17 protein-coding genes, 1 tRNA gene and 1 pseudogene are annotated in these 16,412 nt (G+C 71.8%); 11 read left to right on the top strand and 8 right to left on the bottom strand.

Translation table 11 applies throughout. The features are described from left to right. Positions 1 to 169: 169 nt before the first annotated feature. Positions 170 to 502 carry a hypothetical protein gene (locus OG989_RS00480; RefSeq protein ID WP_327029384.1) on the top strand — a complete coding sequence of 111 codons (333 nt, stop codon included), beginning with the start codon at positions 170 to 172 and terminating at the stop codon, positions 500 to 502. 78 nt (positions 503 to 580) lie between these two features. Here the strand turns inward: OG989_RS00480 and OG989_RS00475 are convergent, their stop codons facing one another. Beyond that, positions 581 to 859, bottom strand: a complete 279-nt coding sequence (locus tag OG989_RS00475) for a hypothetical protein (protein ID WP_327029383.1) — start codon at positions 857 to 859, stop codon at positions 581 to 583. Between the two features lie 107 nt (positions 860 to 966). On the opposite strand from OG989_RS00475, the gene OG989_RS31885 reads away from it, so the two are divergent. Beyond that, positions 967 to 1,257, top strand: a complete 291-nt coding sequence (locus tag OG989_RS31885) for a transposase (protein ID WP_442791901.1) — start codon at positions 967 to 969, stop codon at positions 1,255 to 1,257. Here OG989_RS31885 and OG989_RS00470 read toward each other — a convergent pair. The 4 genes from OG989_RS00470 to OG989_RS00455 all read right to left on the bottom strand — a co-directional run bounded on the left by OG989_RS00470 (position 1,152) and on the right by OG989_RS00455 (position 4,799). Then, complete coding sequence (locus OG989_RS00470; protein WP_327029382.1) at positions 1,152 to 1,673, bottom strand: NAD-dependent epimerase/dehydratase family protein; 522 nt, start codon at positions 1,671 to 1,673, stop codon at positions 1,152 to 1,154. The two genes, OG989_RS31885 and OG989_RS00470, sit on opposite strands and share 106 nt — an antisense overlap. 245 nt (positions 1,674 to 1,918) lie before the next feature. Then, positions 1,919 to 2,782 (bottom strand): TIR domain-containing protein, encoded by an 864-nt coding sequence (locus OG989_RS00465; protein WP_327029381.1) that lies wholly within the window; start codon positions 2,780 to 2,782, stop codon positions 1,919 to 1,921. Between the two features lie 357 nt (positions 2,783 to 3,139). Beyond that, positions 3,140 to 4,624: a tyrosine-type recombinase/integrase gene (locus OG989_RS00460; protein ID WP_442791935.1), complete on the bottom strand. Its 1,485-nt coding sequence runs from the start codon at positions 4,622 to 4,624 to the stop codon at positions 3,140 to 3,142. A 102-nt stretch (positions 4,625 to 4,726) separates the two neighbouring features. After that, a tRNA-Arg gene (locus OG989_RS00455) sits at positions 4,727 to 4,799 on the bottom strand. A gap of 164 nt (positions 4,800 to 4,963) precedes the next feature. Between OG989_RS00455 and OG989_RS00450 the strand changes: the two genes are divergently transcribed. Next, positions 4,964 to 5,665: a hypothetical protein gene (locus OG989_RS00450; RefSeq protein ID WP_327029379.1), complete on the top strand. Its 702-nt coding sequence runs from the start codon at positions 4,964 to 4,966 to the stop codon at positions 5,663 to 5,665. A gap of 46 nt (positions 5,666 to 5,711) precedes the next feature. Here the strand turns inward: OG989_RS00450 and OG989_RS00445 are convergent, their stop codons facing one another. Further along, complete coding sequence (locus OG989_RS00445; RefSeq protein WP_327029378.1) at positions 5,712 to 6,749, bottom strand: alpha/beta hydrolase; 1,038 nt, start codon at positions 6,747 to 6,749, stop codon at positions 5,712 to 5,714. A 98-nt stretch (positions 6,750 to 6,847) separates the two neighbouring features. Beyond that, positions 6,848 to 7,264 carry an HPF/RaiA family ribosome-associated protein gene (locus OG989_RS00440; protein WP_132239353.1) on the bottom strand — a complete coding sequence of 139 codons (417 nt, stop codon included), beginning with the start codon at positions 7,262 to 7,264 and terminating at the stop codon, positions 6,848 to 6,850. A 374-nt stretch (positions 7,265 to 7,638) separates the two neighbouring features. Here OG989_RS00440 and ssb point away from each other — a divergent pair, with 374 nt between their 5' ends. The 5 genes from ssb (at position 7,639) to OG989_RS00415 (ending at position 13,088) form a co-directional block, all read left to right on the top strand. Continuing rightward, entirely contained in the window at positions 7,639 to 8,436 is a 798-nt protein-coding gene (ssb, locus tag OG989_RS00435; protein WP_327029377.1) for a single-stranded DNA-binding protein, read from the top strand. Between the two features lie 211 nt (positions 8,437 to 8,647). Next, positions 8,648 to 9,607, top strand: coding sequence for a WD40 repeat domain-containing protein (locus OG989_RS00430; RefSeq protein ID WP_327029376.1), 960 nt, complete (start codon positions 8,648 to 8,650; stop codon positions 9,605 to 9,607). Between the two features lie 14 nt (positions 9,608 to 9,621). Further along, complete coding sequence (locus tag OG989_RS00425) at positions 9,622 to 10,404, top strand: hypothetical protein (RefSeq protein WP_327029375.1); 783 nt, start codon at positions 9,622 to 9,624, stop codon at positions 10,402 to 10,404. Between the two features lie 129 nt (positions 10,405 to 10,533). After that, the gene (locus OG989_RS00420; protein ID WP_327029374.1) at positions 10,534 to 11,547 is read left to right on the top strand and encodes a cobalamin biosynthesis protein; all 1,014 of its coding nucleotides are present in this window, start codon (positions 10,534 to 10,536) and stop codon (positions 11,545 to 11,547) included. Continuing rightward, the gene (locus OG989_RS00415) at positions 11,544 to 13,088 is read left to right on the top strand and encodes a cobyric acid synthase (protein WP_327029373.1); all 1,545 of its coding nucleotides are present in this window, start codon (positions 11,544 to 11,546) and stop codon (positions 13,086 to 13,088) included. Before OG989_RS00420 ends, OG989_RS00415 begins: the two co-directional genes overlap by 4 nt. Positions 13,089 to 13,389: 301 nt before the next feature. Here the strand turns inward: OG989_RS00415 and OG989_RS00410 are convergent, their stop codons facing one another. Next, positions 13,390 to 13,791, bottom strand: a complete 402-nt coding sequence (locus OG989_RS00410; RefSeq protein ID WP_151456079.1) for a rhodanese-like domain-containing protein — start codon at positions 13,789 to 13,791, stop codon at positions 13,390 to 13,392. Between OG989_RS00410 and OG989_RS00405 the strand changes: the two are divergent. The 3 genes and pseudogenes from OG989_RS00405 to OG989_RS00395 all read left to right on the top strand — a co-directional run. Beyond that, positions 13,726 to 14,717 (top strand): annotated as a pseudogene (locus OG989_RS00405) (hypothetical protein); the annotation flags it as partial. The gene OG989_RS00410 and the pseudogene OG989_RS00405 overlap by 66 nt on opposite strands. Then, positions 14,707 to 16,059 carry a dipeptidase gene (locus OG989_RS00400; protein ID WP_192581493.1) on the top strand — a complete coding sequence of 451 codons (1,353 nt, stop codon included), beginning with the start codon at positions 14,707 to 14,709 and terminating at the stop codon, positions 16,057 to 16,059. The pseudogene OG989_RS00405 and the gene OG989_RS00400, both read left to right, overlap by 11 nt. A gap of 77 nt (positions 16,060 to 16,136) precedes the next feature. Next, positions 16,137 to 16,343 carry a hypothetical protein gene (locus OG989_RS00395; protein ID WP_151456071.1) on the top strand — a complete coding sequence of 69 codons (207 nt, stop codon included), beginning with the start codon at positions 16,137 to 16,139 and terminating at the stop codon, positions 16,341 to 16,343. The last annotated feature ends 69 nt before the right edge of the window (positions 16,344 to 16,412 follow it).

Here is a 16,412-nt window from a genome sequence, read left to right as displayed (position 1 = left end):
GTTGAGCGGCGGACAGTTGAACGATGTACTGCTGGGGAACAACCCTCGTCCCACACCGCAGTCTGCTTGGTCAAGGGTGTCGCATCGGGAGTACGACCTGCTTACGTGGGATTACAACCCTGGGAGCTGGAGCGTCGCCTGCCACCTCAGTCGGATAGGACCGGGTACGGTGGGATGGATCTACCGTGCCGATGGTTCTTACGGTCATGTCGCTGGGCTGATCGTCTTCAGCGATCTGCCCTACCAACAGAAGGAGCCCGGCGGCACTGCCCACTACTGCGACGGGTTGTTGTGGCGGTTACCCCGCGAATGGTGGATCGACGGCGCCCGGGTGCACGTCGACAAGCGGTGGTCCGGCCGCGCACCGTTCGGGGAGGTGCGCCGCTTTCGCAACGGTGAGTACCTTAGGCCTAACGATCGGCAGATCCTATGGAATCTCCTGCACCCGGTTGCTCGCGAGTGGATTGAGGACAAGGTTCGCAGTCTCGGCCCCAACCCTTGACGCCTCAGGCTGCGTCGACGTGGCGGACAGGACGGTCTCCGAAGATGTGCGCTGGAACTGACGCCTGTTGACCGGCGGTTAGCTACGCCAGTCGCCGCGTCGCTCTGCCGCAAGCTGGTCGCGCGTCTCCGGTGTCATTTGTTCGTATCGCGCCCAAAACGACCGGAAGGGTTGTGTGAATTCGTCGCTGTAGGTGGGGCTCGCGAACGCCTCGCGGAGCGTGATGTCGCCCTTGAGGACGGCGTTGGCCATCTCCCGAAGCAGCGGGCTACGGCCGTTGGCGAGCTGGTGGAGAGCATCGCGGAGTGCCTTGGCGCGGCGTTCGTCGCCGCCGGCTATGTCGTCTAGGTCGTACATCGGGTGCTCACGCCTTTGCTCCGGCTAGGGGGTGGTCGTACCGGCCTCTGAGATGGCTTGCCCTAGGCCGTGTTTTCAAAGGATCTTGGTGTCGGATGATGTAGCGCGTGGGTCGTCGCTACGAGTTGTCTGACGTCGAGTGGGAAGCGCTGTCGCGGTACCTGCCGTCGGCGGTGACCGGTGGTCGGCCTCGGGCCGATGACCGGCGGGTGCTCAACGGAATCGTGTGGAAGATTCGGGCCGGGGCGGCGTGGCGGGATGTGCCCGCCCGGTACGGGTCCTGGCAGTCGATCTACACCCGTTTCCGCAGGTGGCCGAGCACGACACCGGGACGCAGGATTGTTGTCCGGTCCGCTCCGAACGCCGCGGCTGCTGCTGCCTCGCAGCCGGACTTCTGATAGCCGTACTGCGTCGGTCCGTCCTCTGTGTCGGTGCCGTAGTCCGGGCCAGCGTCCGGCGGGCAGTAGAGCACCTCGGACCGCTCGCTGAGCGGCTTCAGCGGCCAGTCCCGGTAGACACTGACCGTGGACATGAAGACGTAGCGACCGGCGACGGGAGCGAGCGCGCGAGCCACGTCGAGGGTGTTCCTCGGGACGTATCCCGAGGTGTCGAGGACGGCATCCCAAGGGCCGGCGGCAGAGAGGGCGGCGATGTCTTCGGGGTGGGTTCGATCGCCTCGGAGGGGCTGCACAGCTTCTAGGAAGGGGGCGGAGGTGCCCCGGTTGAAGGTGGTGACCTTCCATCCGGCATCGATGGCGGCCGTGACGAGAGCATGACCTACGAACCAGGTTCCGCCGAGCACTAGCAAACGCATGGGTCTATCATGCCGAGCAGGAAGGGTGGCCGATTGGCGGAGGGTGCGGGCCGCCGGCAGCAGTCAGTCGCCGAGTTGGTCATGTGGCCTGATCAAGGCGGCCCGCAAGCGGGCCGCGGCTGGCCACGTTGACGGATGACAAGACGGCGAAGACCTCGGGGCTCCGCCCCGAACTGCGACCCTCCTCAGAGATCAGCCCCAGATCTTCCTGCTGGAAGGTCTACAACTGCCCGACGAGGGGATCCCTACCTCTCAGCGTCATCAGCATCGCGCTCTTCCTCGTCAAAGAAAGAGGCGTTGGCGAACGGATCCGCCATGAGTTCACTCACGGGGACGAGGACCCTCCTAGCACCCTTTTCGAAAGACACCCCAAGCTGCGCCAGCTTACCCTTCGAAGAAATCAGCACCTCGGCCCTGCCGCTGCCGTGCATTTGATGAATAACAGTGTCACCCCTGGTGACTACTAATCCATCTTTTAAGACGACCGCAAAGTCCCGCCCTGCTCGTCGGTGAGCACCCGAATCATGCTTTTCGCTTGTCTGCGAGCGTTGTAGCTCGCGGACCCTCTCCAGTACCTCGCCAAGCATCTCATTCGCCGAGCGGCTAGGCGTCATGCCGCCGGATGTTCCACTCGGAGGAATTGCCTTCACTTGCTCCAAGTAGTCTCCCCAGAGGCGATCAAAGTAACGACGAAGCCTAGTGTTGTCCAAAGCTTTGACACAAGATTCATTCAGTGAGGCAACGAGTCGGAACATGTCCTCTTTTTCGGTCGCTACTGTCGACTGGAATTGCGCCAGCGGCCCTGTTAGGTCGGAGGGCTTCAAGTCCAACAGGATCGGCCGCACCCTGGATTCTTCTAAAGACTTGGCCAGCGCACCGGCTTCAAAGTTTAGCCAAGGCTCTCGTTGATTTTCGGCGGTGATGCACAAGATTCCTTGGCCCAACTCGCCTAACTGGGCACCCACCTCGGCCGCCCACCGCTGCCCTTTGTCGATGTCTTCGTGAGACATCCAGGGCTTTATCTCTTGAATCACGTCTGGGAGCCAGTCCCCGAGCACCGACGCTAGCTTCTGGCTCGTCGGCTTCGACCAACTGATGAAAACCTTCACGCGTGCCTCCGGCGAGCAGGATGGAAAATGAACATCAGAGCCCTGCTCCCTGGGTGCCCGATGACACGGACAAGCGCAGGGCAACCAAGGTCAACAACAGCAGGAGACAGTCACGGCCCTTGACTTGCGTTTCCGCAGGTCAAGGACCTTTCCGTTTCCTGGCGGCGTAGAGGATTCGAACCTCTGTAGCTTTCGCGACGGGTTTACAGCTCGGCCCTATCCGCGCGAGCAGCGTACGACAATGCGAAGCCGGCAGCTAACCGGCGGCAGTCGGAATGTTGACAGGCGCAATCTGTCCTAGACGTTGACGGGTCGCGAGGCAGCGGTCACCCGACAAGCGAAGCAGGTCCGCTACGGTCAAGCCGGAGTGCCGCTGTGGCCATCCGGCGAATTCTCATTGCGAGTGCCTGCGACGGTTGCCCGGCGACCTCGGGAAACGTTTACCATCCCTTCTGCGGTCAGTACAGCCAGAGCACGGTGAGCGGTGCCGACCGAGACGCTATGTGCCGTTGCCAGCGCGGCAACCGCCGGTAGTGGGTCGCCGGGCCGCAGTCGCCCGGCCGCGATCTGCTCGCGCAGCTCGGCGGCGATCCTCTGATACGGACTGCTTGCCACCGTGCGCTGCTTCGGCGCGACCGGGCGCGGCGGCATTCGAGCGGCCAGCGTCCCGGCGGCACGCTGGTCCGACTCCGACAGCCAGGCCGCATAGACCCTGAGCGTCGTTGTCCCGCCGCCGCCGTGACCGAGCCGGCCGGCGACCGTCCGCACGTCAACACCTGCATTGATTAGCTCCGTCGCCGAGTAGTGGCGCAGGGCGTGAATGTGACTGTTGAGGCCGAGTCGGGTGGCCAGACGGCCGTACCGCTGGGTGATGGTGTCGGGCCGGTAGCCGCGGCTGTTGTCCGGCTCGGGGGAGAAGACGTGATCGGCGGGGCCGGCGTCCACGTCGAGCTGCGTCAGGCGGTCGAGGTACCGGCCGTGCAGCTCGCGCAGCACTTCGATCGTTTCCGGGTCGAGTGCCACTCGTCGCTGCTGGTGCGTCTTGGTGTCCTTCTCTTGTAGCTCTCCATCTGCGTCCAGGTAGGCGCTGCGCCGTAGCGTCAGCACACCGGCGGCCAGGTCGAGATGGTGCCAGCGCAGCGCGCACAGCTCGCCGCGTCGGGCGCCACTGGTCATGGCGAGCCAGACCAGCGGGCCCCAGTCCGGGTCGTGCCATGCCTCGTTGATGATGCGGGCTGCGTCGGCCGGGTTTGGCGGTTGTGGGTCGGGGTGCGGTGGCGCGGGTGGCTCGGCCTGTCCGGCGGGGTTGACGGCGATCCAGCGCCACCGGACGGCGCGGCTGAGGGCACCACTGAGGATCCAGTGGATCTGCCGCACTGACGAGGCGCTGAGCGGCTTGCAGACGTGCGGCCGGCACTTCGCCGTGCAGGTGTGCTCGCCCTCCACGCGGTGCTTTACGTACGCCTTGCCACCGCACCAGTCGCGGCAGCGGCGCAGGCTCGCGTAGAACGACTCCAACGTCTCGGCGTCGAGCCGGGTCAGCGCCAGTTTGCCGAGCACCGGCCGGACGTGCTTGTTGAGCTTGTTCACGTAGCCCATGCGGGTGGTCGGCTCGATGTCGGCGACATCCAACCACTTGTCCAGCAGTTGGTTCAGCGTCGCCCGGGTACGTGGGCTGCGCTTCTCGTCAACCTCGTTGAGGAAGCGGGTGCGAAGCTTCTCAGCCTCTCGCTCGGCGCTCCGGCCCGCCGGGACGGTCTCGGTGAGGTAGTGCCGCTTGCCGGTGAGCGGGTCGACACCCGCGTAGACCCTCACGCGGAGTGACCCGCTGGGGAGCTTCATGATCTCGCCGCGTTGCCGCTTGACGCCTGCCACGGGGCCGACAGTAGCTCGATGGCTCCACGAATAGCTCCACGGGAGCCCTTCGGCCGAGAGAAGTACCTGTGCGCCCGGCAGGATTCGAACCTGCGGCCTTGGGATTAGAAGTCCCCTGCTCTATCCGCTGAGCTACGGGCGCGCGCGTGCGTGTCGCGCGAGAAGGGTACCGCCGCCCACCGGGTGACCGGTGGAACGGGTGGTCGCGTCTCACGTCGCCCAAGAGGGTCGCATGCGCCTCCGGTGCCGGTCACCCCTGTTCCGGCGTCCGCGCGGCTCGGGACCGTCGGGTCGTACCCTCGGCTGGTGCTGCTTGAACCGGAGACCGAGAACGACGTCGCGTACGAGTTGTGTCAACTGCTCGGCCGCGCGATCCTGCCCATCCGCCGGACCGAGGCCGGGGCGGGGGACGGCGACCGGGGCGAGGGCACCGCGTTCCTCTTCACCGGGCAGGGGTGCGAGTACCTGCTGACCGCCGACGCGCTCACCCGGTCCGGGGCGGGGGAGATCGGGCTGCGGGCGAGCGTGACCGAGCCGGCCGGGGTGGCCGCCGACGCCGTCGCCCTGCCCGACCTCGCCGACGGGTGGCGGCACCACGAGGAGGTCGGCGTCGCCGTCCTGCCCACCGGCGGCCTGCACGAGCACGCCGCCGGAGCGGGCTGGCGGTGGCGTACCCAGCAGGTGCCGGATCCGATCGCGGCCGATCGGGACGCGATCGCCCGGATCGGCGTGGAGCCGGGTTCCGCCGTGGTGCTCGCCCACGGCGTCGGCGCGGGCGGCGCGCGGCCGCTGGAGGTCGCGATCGAGCGGGTGGCACGCGTGGGCGACGCCGTCCGGCTCACGGCGGAACTGCCGGCCGGCTACGTGGGGGCGCCGGTGTTCAACGTGCAGGCCGGCGACGACGGCGAGGTGGGGCTGCGCTGCCTGGGCCTGGTGCTGCCGGCCCGCGACGGCGGCCACCCGCTGGCCACCTTCGATCGCATCCGGGCGGCCGTCGACGCGACGTGAGGCCGGCGACGCGCGGCGGGGCCGGCGGCGGGTTGGTGACCTGCGCTCAGCCGCCCTGCGCGGGGGCACCAGCCGGGTCGGCGTCGTCCGCAGGCAGCCGGCTCGCCGGTGGGCGCTCCCCGGCGCGGACCGTCGGCCCGGCGTCGAAGAACGCGTCGGCCCAGCGTCCGACCTCCTGGAAGACCTTCTCCCGTACGGCGGTGCCGGAGAGCGTGAGGTCGTGCATCCCGCCGTCGAAGCGCGCCACGGTGACGTGCCGGCCGAGTCGGGGCGCCCAGCGCACCATGTGCTCGACGTCCAGGACCGCGTCGGCGAGGGCGGCCGACTCGTGCCACTTCGTGCCCTTGAACGAGCGGGTCGAGCAGGCCAGCAGGACCGGCACCTGGATGTCCAGGCCGGCGCGCAGCTGCCGCTGGGCGGTGCGGACGGCGTTCAGCCAGCCGGCCCGGACGGGGAATCCGGCCAGCGGCTTCCAGGTCAGGTCGTAGTTCCACTCGCCGTGGTGCTCCGCGTGGATGCTCTCGCTGTAGACCGTGCCCAGCCCGAACGGCAGCACCCGGCGCGGCGCCCGGCGGCCCAGCCGGCCGACGGCGGCGGCGAGCGGTCGGCGTACCAGCCACGGGGCGTTGATGTCGAAGAAGGGGCTGTTCAGGAAGAGGCCGTCGATGACCCCGGCGTCGCGGCGGGCGTGCGCCCAGAGCGGCATGATCAGCCCGCCGGTGGAGTGGCCCATCGCGAGCAGCGTGTCGTGCCCGTCGTCCTCGCGGATGATGCGCGCGGCGGCGTCCAACTCGGGGAAGTAGTCGCTGAGGTCGCGGCAGAAGTTCGGCGTCTGGTGGGGCCGCAGGCTGCGCCCGTACTTGCGCAGGTCGAGGGCGTAGAAGTCCCAGCCCCGCTCGGCGAAGAAGTCACCGAGGTGGCCCTGGAAGAAGTAGTCGGTGAAGCCGTGCACGTAGAGCACGGCCCGCCCCGTCGGGCGGTCGGCCCGGCGACGGACCAGGGTGGCGACCACCGGTCCCTCGTCGTCGGTGCCCAGGTCGATCGTCTGCCGCTCGTACGGCGGGCCCAGCACGTCCGGTTCCACGACCGCGACGGTACGCCGGGAAGCTACCGGGCGGTAGCCCTGGGTGCCGCCCGGCCCCGCCCGCCCGCACCCGGCGGACGGGGCCTCAGGCGTACGCGTCAGACGGTTTCGGCCTCGGCGCGGGCCGGGTCGGTGTCGGGCTCGACCTCGGCGACCGGCGGGGGCACGTCGCGCAGGTGCTTGTTGTGCCGCGGCTCCTGCTTCGTCTTCGAGTCGTTGAGCCGCCGCCGCAGGTCGTCCCGGACGTCGTTGAGCGCGGCGTGCAGGTCCTCCTCGGCGGAGGTGGTGACGATCTTCTGGCGACCGGCGATCCAGCACTCCAGGGTGACCTTCTGACCCCTGGCCTCCCGGTCCTTGACCGACACCTCCAGCTCGGTGGCGTCGGCGTGGAACCCGGCCAGCCGGGAGTCGAGCGTGGCGAACTGCTCCGCGATCCAGTTCCGGTCGCCCTGGGAGAACCCCGCGCCGACCCGCAGGCACTCCGCCACGGTGGCCGGGTTGGCGACGGCGCTCATCGCCGCACCTCGCCGGAGACGATGGCGGCTGCGGTGCTGGTCATCTTCATGATCGCTGACCTCTCGTTCGTCGTGCTGTCGGCGGTGCGGTTGATCGAATCCATACCCCGCCGGGCTCCGTCCGGAACGTGACATGTCACCCCGCCCGTGGCGGTGCCGGAAGCGTGGCCCCGCCTCCCGATCATCGAGCCGGTCGTGCGGGCTCCCCAGGGTCGCCCGGCCCTAGCACACCGGGACCTTGACCAGGTCTTTGTCCACAGGCGGTCCGGTTGTCCACAGGCCGCGGCGCGGTGCTGGCGGCGCCCGCGCCGAGGGCCCAGGCTCGGCACCGAGTCGACTCGCGATGGCAAGCCCGATCTCCCCCTGGAGGGACGATGTTCGACACCTACGTCACGATCGTGGGCAACGTGCTGACCGCGCCGGAGTGGCGTCGCACCACCCAGAGCAACACCCTGGTGGCCAACTTCAAGGTCGCCTCGACCGCCCGCCGGCTCGACCGCGACAGCGGGCGCTGGGTCGACGGCAACAGCCTGCGCGTCCGGGTCAACTGCTGGCGCAAGCTCGCCGAGGGGGTGGCCGCCTCGGTGATGGTCGGCGACCCGGTGGTGGTCTGCGGCCGGCTCTACACCCGCGACTGGACGGACGACGCCGGCAACCACCGCTCGCTCTACGAGCTGGAGGCGGTTGCCGTCGGCCACGACCTGTCGCGGGGCCGCAGCCGGTTCCAGCGCAACCGGCCGACGATGACGACCAGCACCGTCGAGGACGCCGAGGCCGAGCACCGGGTGCACGGTGAGGCGACCGAGCCGGTGCCCGACGAGGAGGCCCCGGTCCTGCCGGACCGCCGTCCGCTCGACGACGACTTCGAGCCCGACTTCGGCGCGTACCCCGCCGGCCGCGGCCTGCCGACCGACGCCGCCGTCGACGGCTCGCTCGACCCCTTCGACGACCCGGCGGACGACCCCCACGGCGGGGAGCCCGACGGGCCGGAGCCGAAGGCCGACGGCCCGGCGCCGGTGACCGACCCGCCGGAGGACGCCCCGGGTGCCCGCGATGGTCGGGGCGACGTGGCCGTGGGGGAGCCGGGCCCGTCGTCCGAGGCGGCCGAGGCGGGCGTCTCGCCGGCCGGCCGTGGCCGCCGGGGCCGGGGGCGGGTGCCGCAGCCCGTGTGACCGGTCGCGGGCGGCACGACGGGGGCGGGGTGGCGTCGGCAGCACCGGCGTCACCCCGCGTGCCGCCCGGCGACGCGCGTCGACCTGATCGGCGGTACGGGCCGCGGGCGGGCCCGGGAGGCGCCCCTGGCCCGGCCGGCGGTACAGCGGGGCCGGCCCGGACTTTATAGAATGTCGAATTGACATCCGACGATTCCAAAGAAGGTTGTCGATGAGATTGCTGGCGGGGTTCGTGGCGCTGGCGTGCCTGGCGGCCTGCCAGTCAGCTCCCGAAGTAGCCACCTCCGACGGGTCGGACCCGATCGTCACGACCAGTGCGGCACCGACCTCGATCACGCTGCCGGCCGAGACCTTCGAACTGTCGTGGCGCCAGCTCGACCAGCATCTCAGCCGGGACGGGCGGTTCGCGGCGAAGCACGTCGACGAATGGGTCGTGGTCACTCGCGACGGCAAGGAGTTCGGCCGGTTCGGCACCGCTGTCGACCGGATCATCGGCATGGACTTCTCACCCGACGGGCACTATCTCGCCGTAGCCCATCCCGACACGGTCATCGCCTACGACCTGACGACCAAGCGGCCGAAGGCGCTGTTCACGCCACCCCTGGAGAGCATCCGCTTCTCGGCGGACAGCACTCACCTCGTCGGCCGGGAGCATTACCAGAAGGTCCGCAACGGTCGCCTCGTGGTGATCGACATCGCGACGGGGAAGTGGGTCGCCTCGCCGGTGCCGCCGCAGATAGAGGTGTCCAACGACCCAGGCTCCTACTGGTACTCGGGATCGCTCGCCGTTTTCGACCAGGGAAGGCAGGCCGTTGCCGCAGGCAGCGACGGGTTCCTGCACTGGGCGGTGGAGAGCCAGCAACTCACCTGGGTGCCGTGCGGATGTGGGGCGGACACCGGCGCGGTGGACCGGGCCGGAAGCCGGGTGGCGCTGGTCATTCCGGACAACAGGTTGACGCTGTGGGACGTGGCCAGCCGGCGCGAGCAGCGGGTCTGGGCGCTGCCTGAGCGACCGCCGCTGAACGGGGACCATCAGTTGAGGTACTTCGGGGTAGAGCCGCACTTCACGGAGGACGGGAAATGGCTGCTTCTCGACGGCGGCGAGGGCGGGCAGGTCTGGTCGATACCCGACGGCGTCCGCGTGACAGTGCCGCCGCGCAGCAGGAACTGACGCCGAAGCAACGAGTGCTGCAATCCCTCAGCAAGGGCTGGTGGTTCGTGGTGGCCGGGACCGTCACGGCGGTCATCGGGGGAGTGGTGGGCTTCTTCGTGCCGAAGGCGCTCGACCCGCAGCGGCCGATCGCCGTCAACGTGGTGAGCAACCCGGCCACCGTGGCGGCCTGGGGAAACGGCACGTTCTCGGTCGTCCTGCCCGCGGACGCGCGTCCCGCCACGCCGCCTCCGCTCACCTGCGGCTCGATCCTGGACTGGGCGCACGGCAACGGCGGGGTGGACCAGGAGGCCACCCGGGTACGCCTCGTGGTGCAGGGCGCGTCCGACAAGGGGGTGCTCATCGACGGGATGCGCGCACGACCGATCCGGCGGACGGCGACCCCGGACCCGGGCGGCATCTCACTGGCCTGCGGTGGCCCGCAGGGCGTCGCCACGCCGCGGCGGATCGCCATGGACCTGGACAGGGCGGAACCGTCGGCCGAGTACGCCACCAAGGTCGACGGCCGGCTGCCGCTGTTCGGATTCACCCTGCAGAAAGGGGAGACCGAGGTCTTCGAGCTGACCGCCACCACGAAGGGCACCGTCGAGTGGGTGATCGTCCTCGACCTCGTCGTGGACGGGAAGGCGCAGAGCGTCGAGGTCACCAACCACGGCCAGTCGTTCCGCACCACCGGCTTCGTCAGCCCGCGCGGATATCGGGTCATGGCCGGGGCGGACCATTGGGTGGGCTGCGCGGGAACTCCACCCACCTGCGGCGGCAAGCCCGTCTCGCCAGCTGACTTCCGCTACTCCTGACCGGTCCCTGTCCCGTCCACGGGCAACGGCCCGGGCGGCGGGCGGTCACCCCGCCGGCGGCACGGGTCGCGGACGTGCCGGAGGCCGGCCTGGCGCTCGGCTAGGCTGGCCGGCCGGAGGTGGTGACGGGTGCGACAGGCGACGCCGGTGGCGACCGCGGCGGGACTGGTCGCGGGGTACGCCCTCGACGCGCTCCTCGGAGACCCCCGCCGGTACCACCCCGTGGCCGGCTTCGGTCGCGCCGCCGGGGCACTGGAGCGGCGGACGTACCGCCCGGACCGGCTTGCCGGAGCGGCGTTCACCGCGCTGGCGGTCGGCGCGCCGGTGCTGCTCGGCGTGGCCGCCACCGTCGCCACCCGGCGCCGGCCGGTGGCCCGGGCCGTCCTGGTCGCCGCCGGCACCTGGACGGTGCTGGGCGGCCGCACGCTGCGGCACGAGGCCACCGTCATGGGGCGTGCGCTGCGCGCCGGCGACCTCCCGGCGGCCCGGCAGCGGCTCGGCCACCTCTGCGGCCGGGACCCGTCCGCGCTCGACGAGCCCGAACTGGCCCGCGCCACCGTGGAGTCGCTCGCCGAGAACACCTCGGACGCGGTCGTCGCCCCGCTGCTGTGGGGCGCCGTCGCGGGGCTGCCCGGCCTGCTCGGGTACCGCGCGGCGAACACCCTCGACGCGATGGTGGGCCACCGCTCGCCGCGGTACGCCCGGTTCGGCACCCCCGCCGCCCGCCTCGACGACCTGCTCAACCTGGTGCCCGCGCGGCTGACGGGCCTGCTCACCGTCGCGGTCGCGCCGACCGCGCACGGCGACCGGGACCGGGCGTGGCGCGTGTGGCGCCGGGACCGCAACGACCACCCCAGCCCGAACGCCGGGCAGTGCGAGGCGGCGATGGCCGGCGCCCTCGGCGTACGGCTGGGCGGGCGCAACGTCTACTTCGGGCGCTCCGAGGTGCGCCCGTTCCTCGGCGACGGCCCCCGTCCCGAGGCGCGGCACCTCAAGCGGGCCGCCCGGATCTCGGGCGCGGTCGGGCTGGCCGCGCTCGGGCTGGCGGCCACGTACCCGCTGACCCTCGGCCGGCTGGTGGGCGCCGTCGGCCGCCGGGCCGCGCAGCGGAGCGTCGCCGCCGGGCGGGAGGGGCGCCGGTGAGCGGTGGCCTGCTGGTCGCCGGCACCACCTCCGACGCCGGCAAGAGCGTGCTCACCGCCGGCATCTGCCGCTGGCTGCACCGCCGGGGCGTGAAGGTGGCGCCGTTCAAGGCGCAGAACATGTCCAACAACTCCGCCGTCGTCGTCGGCCCGGACGGCCGGGGCGGCGAGATCGGGCGGGCGCAGGCGATGCAGGCCGCCGCCTGCGGACTCGCCCCCGACCTGCGGTTCAACCCGGTGCTGCTCAAGCCGGGCAGCGACCTGGCCAGCCAGGTGGTGCTGCTCGGCGAGGCCGTCGACACGGTCACCGCGGGCAACTTCCGCGAGCTGCGGCCCCGGCTCGCCGAGACGGCGTACGCGGCGCTCGCCGAGCTGCGGGCCGCGTACGACGTGGTGATCTGCGAGGGCGCCGGCAGCCCCGCGGAGATCAACCTGCGGGCCGGCGACTACGTGAACATGGGCCTGGCCCGGCACGCCGGCCTGCCCGCGATCGTGGTCGGCGACATCGACCGGGGCGGGGTCTTCGCCTCGATGTTCGGCACCCTCGCCCTGCTGGACCCGGCCGACCAGGCGCTGATCGCCGGCTTCGTGATCAACAAGTTCCGGGGCGACCTCGGGCTCCTCCGGCCGGGGCTGGACATGCTGCGCCAGGTCACCGGCCGGCCGACGTACGGGGTGCTGCCCTGGGCGCTCGACCTCTGGCTCGACGCGGAGGACTCGCTCGCGTACGGCCGGGTGCTCGGCCGACCGGCGGCCCCGCGCGGCACCGACTGGCTGGACGTGGCCGTGGTCCGGCTGCCCCGGATCAGCAACGCCACCGACGTCGAGGCGCTCGCCACCGAGCCGGGCGTGCGGGTCCGGCTGACCGTCGAGCCGGCCGAACTGGCCGCCGCCGACCTCGTCGTGCTGCCCGGCTCGAAGTCGACCGTGGCCGACCTGGCCTGGCTGCGGCAGACCGGCCTGGCCGACGCCGTCCTGGCGCACGCGGCGGCCGGCAAGCCGCTGCTCGGCATCTGCGGCGGCTTCCAGATGCTGGCCCGGGCGATCCACGACCCGGTGGAGAGCCGGCAGGGCAGCGTACCGGGGCTGGGCCTGCTGCCGATCGAGGTCACCTTCGACCCGCGCAAGACCGTCCGGCAGTCGGTCGGCACCGCCCGCGGCGACGTCCCGGTCCACGGCTACGAGATCCACCACGGGTACGTCTCACACGCCGACCCGGCGCTGACTCCGCTGCTGACCTGCGCGGACGGCAGCGGCGAGGGGGCCGTGGTGGGTGCCGTGCACGGCACCCACTGGCACGGCGCCTTCGAGTCCGACGGGTTCCGCCGCCGGTTCCTGACCGAGGTGGCCCGGCTCGCCGGCCGCACCGGTTTCACGGTGGCCCCCGACACCGCCTTCGCCGCCGCCCGCGAGCGCTCCCTGGACCTGCTCGGCGACCTGGTCGAGGAGCACCTCGACACCGACGCTCTCTGGCGCCTCGTCGAGTCCGGCCCGCCCGCCGGCCTCCCCTTCATCCCACCCGGAGCCCCGGAAACCCCCTGACCGAACCCCAGGAATCCCCGACCCGAGGTCGGGGTGCGGGGTGCCCACCACGGCGGCCTCGCGGACCCCCGGGTGCGCCCCACCACCCCCGCCCTGCCAACCCCCACCCGCACCCGCACCCGCACCCCGCCCGCCCTCGCACCCCCCCCGTGCCACGTCTCGCGGGGGTGATCAAGAAGTTTGCGTCCTGTGGAGGCTCGAATCAGGGCGCAAACCTCTTGATCATCGCCTCGGCTGCGGGCTGCGGGCTGCGGGCTGCGGGCTGCGGGCGGGGGCGGGGGGCGGGGGGTCGGGCGGTGGGTCAGGGGCGGATGTCGGCGGGGCGGTCGGACATGGGCAGCCCCGCCTCGCGCCAGGCCTGCACGCCGCCGATCATGTCGGTCGCGAGGTGCAGCCCGAGCGCCCGCAGGCTCGCGACCGCGAGGCTGGAGCTGTAGCCCTGGCGGCACACCACCACGATCCGCTGGTCGTACGCCGTGGCCTCCGGGATCCGCCATGCGCTGGCCGGGTCGAGTCGCCACTCCAGCACCGTCCGGTCGATCACGATGGCGCCGGGCAGGTCGCCCTGCTCCTGCCGCTGTGTGTCGGTGCGGGTGTCGATAAGCAACGCCCCGGTACGGACCGCCTCGACGGTCTGGTGCGGGGTCAGCCGGCGTACCCCGGCGCGGGCCTGTTCCAGGAGGGCGTCGACGCCCGGACTCATCACGCTGTGGGACACCAGCAGATCATCCCGCCCCGTCGCGGAGTCCGCCCGCCGAACGCCCCGCCGCACCCGACGAACGCTCGTTCGGGCGACCCCCGATCGGAGCGTCCCGCGCGGCCCGCCGACGCCGGGCCGCCCGTCACCGCAGGCCCGCTCCGTGACGGGGGGCCCGGCCTGGTTACCGTCGGGCACGTGGCGGTGGCGGTGGTCGAGGCGTACGACCGGCTGGCCCGGCGGGTGCTCGCCGGGCCGGCGCGGTTGGGGCGGACCCGGCTGGTGGCGGTGGACGGGCCGAGCGGCGCGGGCAAGAGCGCGTTCGCGGCGCGGCTCGCGGACGCCCTCGCCGCCCTGCCCGGCGGCAGCCCGCCGCCGGTGGTGCACACCGACGACCTGCTCGACGGCTGGGACGACCAGCTCACCTTCTGGCCCCGGCTGGAGGAGTGGGTGCTCGGGCCGCTGCGCGCCGGTCGGCCGGGGGCGTACCGCCGGTTCAGCTGGGTCCGGCGGGCCTTCCTGCCGCGCCCGGTGCCGGTCCCGGTCGCGCCGGTGCTCCTCGTCGAGGGGGTGAGCGCGGCGCGGGCCGCCGCCACCGCGGACCTGACCCTGGCCGTCTTCGTCACCGCCCCGGCGCCGCTGCGGCTGGCCCGGGCGATCGAGCGCGACGGCCCGGAGATCCTGCCGGAGCTGCGTCGCTGGCACCTCGGGGAGCGGTCGCACTTCGCCGCCGACGGCACCGAGGCGCGCGCGGACCTGGTGGTCGACGGCGCCCCGGGCCTGCCGCACGACGCCGACCGCTACTACGTGCGCCGCCGCTGAGCGGTCGGGCCGGCCGGTACCGAACCGTCACTCCGGCCTCGGGCGGGATGGGACGGTCGGTAAGGCCGGCATACGATGCCGGTCATGACCACACCCCTCATGTCCGAGTCCGAGGTCCGGGCCGCCGTCGAGCGGGAGCTGCCCGGCGTCCGCGCCGACCTGGAACGCCTCGTCCGCATTCCCGGCATCGCGTTCGAGGGCTTCGACCACTCGCACGTGGAGCGTTCCGCCGAGGCGGTGGCCGAGCTGGTGCGCGGCTGCGGTCTCGACGTCAAGATCGTGCGCTCCGGCGGCCAGCCGGCCGTGATCGGGCGGAAGGCGGCCCCGCCCGGGGCGCCGACGGTGCTGCTCTACGCCCACCACGACGTGCAGCCGGTCGGCGACCTGACGCTGTGGGAGTCGGACCCGTTCGAGCCGGTGGAGCGGGACGGTCGGCTCTACGGCCGGGGCGCCGCCGACGACAAGGCCGGCATCATGGCGCACGTGGCGGCGCTGCGCGCGTACGGTGACGCGTTGCCGGTCGGCGTGGTGCTCTTCGTCGAGGGCGAGGAGGAGTACGGCTCCGACTCGTTGGAGCGGCTGCTCGCCGAGCACCGCGACGAGATCGCCTCGGACGTCATCGTGATCGCCGACTCCACCAACTGGGACATCGGCGTACCGGCGCTGACCACGTCCCTGCGCGGCATCGTCAACTGCTTCGTGGAGGTGCGCACCCTCGACCACGCCGTGCACAGCGGCGTCTACGGCGGTCCCGTGCCGGACGCGCTGACCGCCCTGGCGCGGTTGCTGGCCACCCTGCACACCGAGGCCGGGGACGTGGCCGTCGACGGGCTGGTCGCCCGGGAGGGCGCGAGCGTCGACTACCCGGAGGACCGGTTCCGCGCCGAGGCGGGGCTGGCCGAGGGCGTCAGCCTCATCGGCACCGGACGGATCACCGAGCGGCTCTGGACCAAGCCGGCCCTCGCGGTGCTCGGCATCGACGCCCCGTCCACCGCCGAGGCGCCGAACGCCCTGGTGCCGGCGGCCAGGGCCAAGCTGAGCGTACGGCTGGCGCCGGGCGACGACCCGAAGCGGGCGTACGCGGCCCTGCGCGCCCACCTCGAGAAGCACGCCCCGTGGGGCGCGCGGGTGACAGTCGTCTTCGAGCACGACGGCGCGCCGTGCGTCATCGACGCGTCCGGGCCGATGTTCGACGCGGCCCGCTCGGCGTTCCGGACCGCCTGGGACGGCACCGACCCGGTGGACCTCGGCATCGGCGGCTCGATCCCGTTCATCGCCACCTTCCAGGAGATGTTCCCGCGCGCGGCGATCCTGGTGACCGGCGTGGAGGACCCGCAGGCCCGGGCGCACGGCCCGAACGAGAGCCTGCACCTCGGGGAGTTCGCCCGGGTCTGTCTGGCCGAGGCGCTGCTGCTGAAGAAGGTCGCCGAGGCGGGCGTCGACGGGCGTTAGGTGTCGGAACCGTAACTTCCGGGTCGATGTGGGAGTTTGCGGTGTGTCGCCGGTCGGGTTGTTATAGCCTCTCGAACATGCGTACGAATGAGGTGATGGGCCGGCTCGACGCCGCCGTCAGCGCCCTGGGGGACGTCGACGTCTCCGCGTGGTCCGAGGACACGCTCAAGGAACAGCTCGGCGACCTGTCCGCCGCGCTGGTCGCTCTCGACACGGTGCTCTCCCGGGTCGCCGAGGAGATCCGCGCCCGCGGGCTGCGCATCGAGGAACCCGTCTCGGCCTGACCCGCCATCCCGGCGGGCGGAGGTTTCCGGCGCCCGGGCACGGCAATGCCCGGGGTCGTGTCGGGGGTG

Origin of the sequence: Micromonospora sp. NBC_01740 (assembly GCF_035920365.1) — a bacterium.
GTDB lineage: Bacteria > Actinomycetota > Actinomycetes > Mycobacteriales > Micromonosporaceae > Micromonospora > Micromonospora reichwaldensis.
Note: the sequence above shows the minus strand (reverse complement) of the source record. Positions and strands in the feature narration are given on the sequence as shown.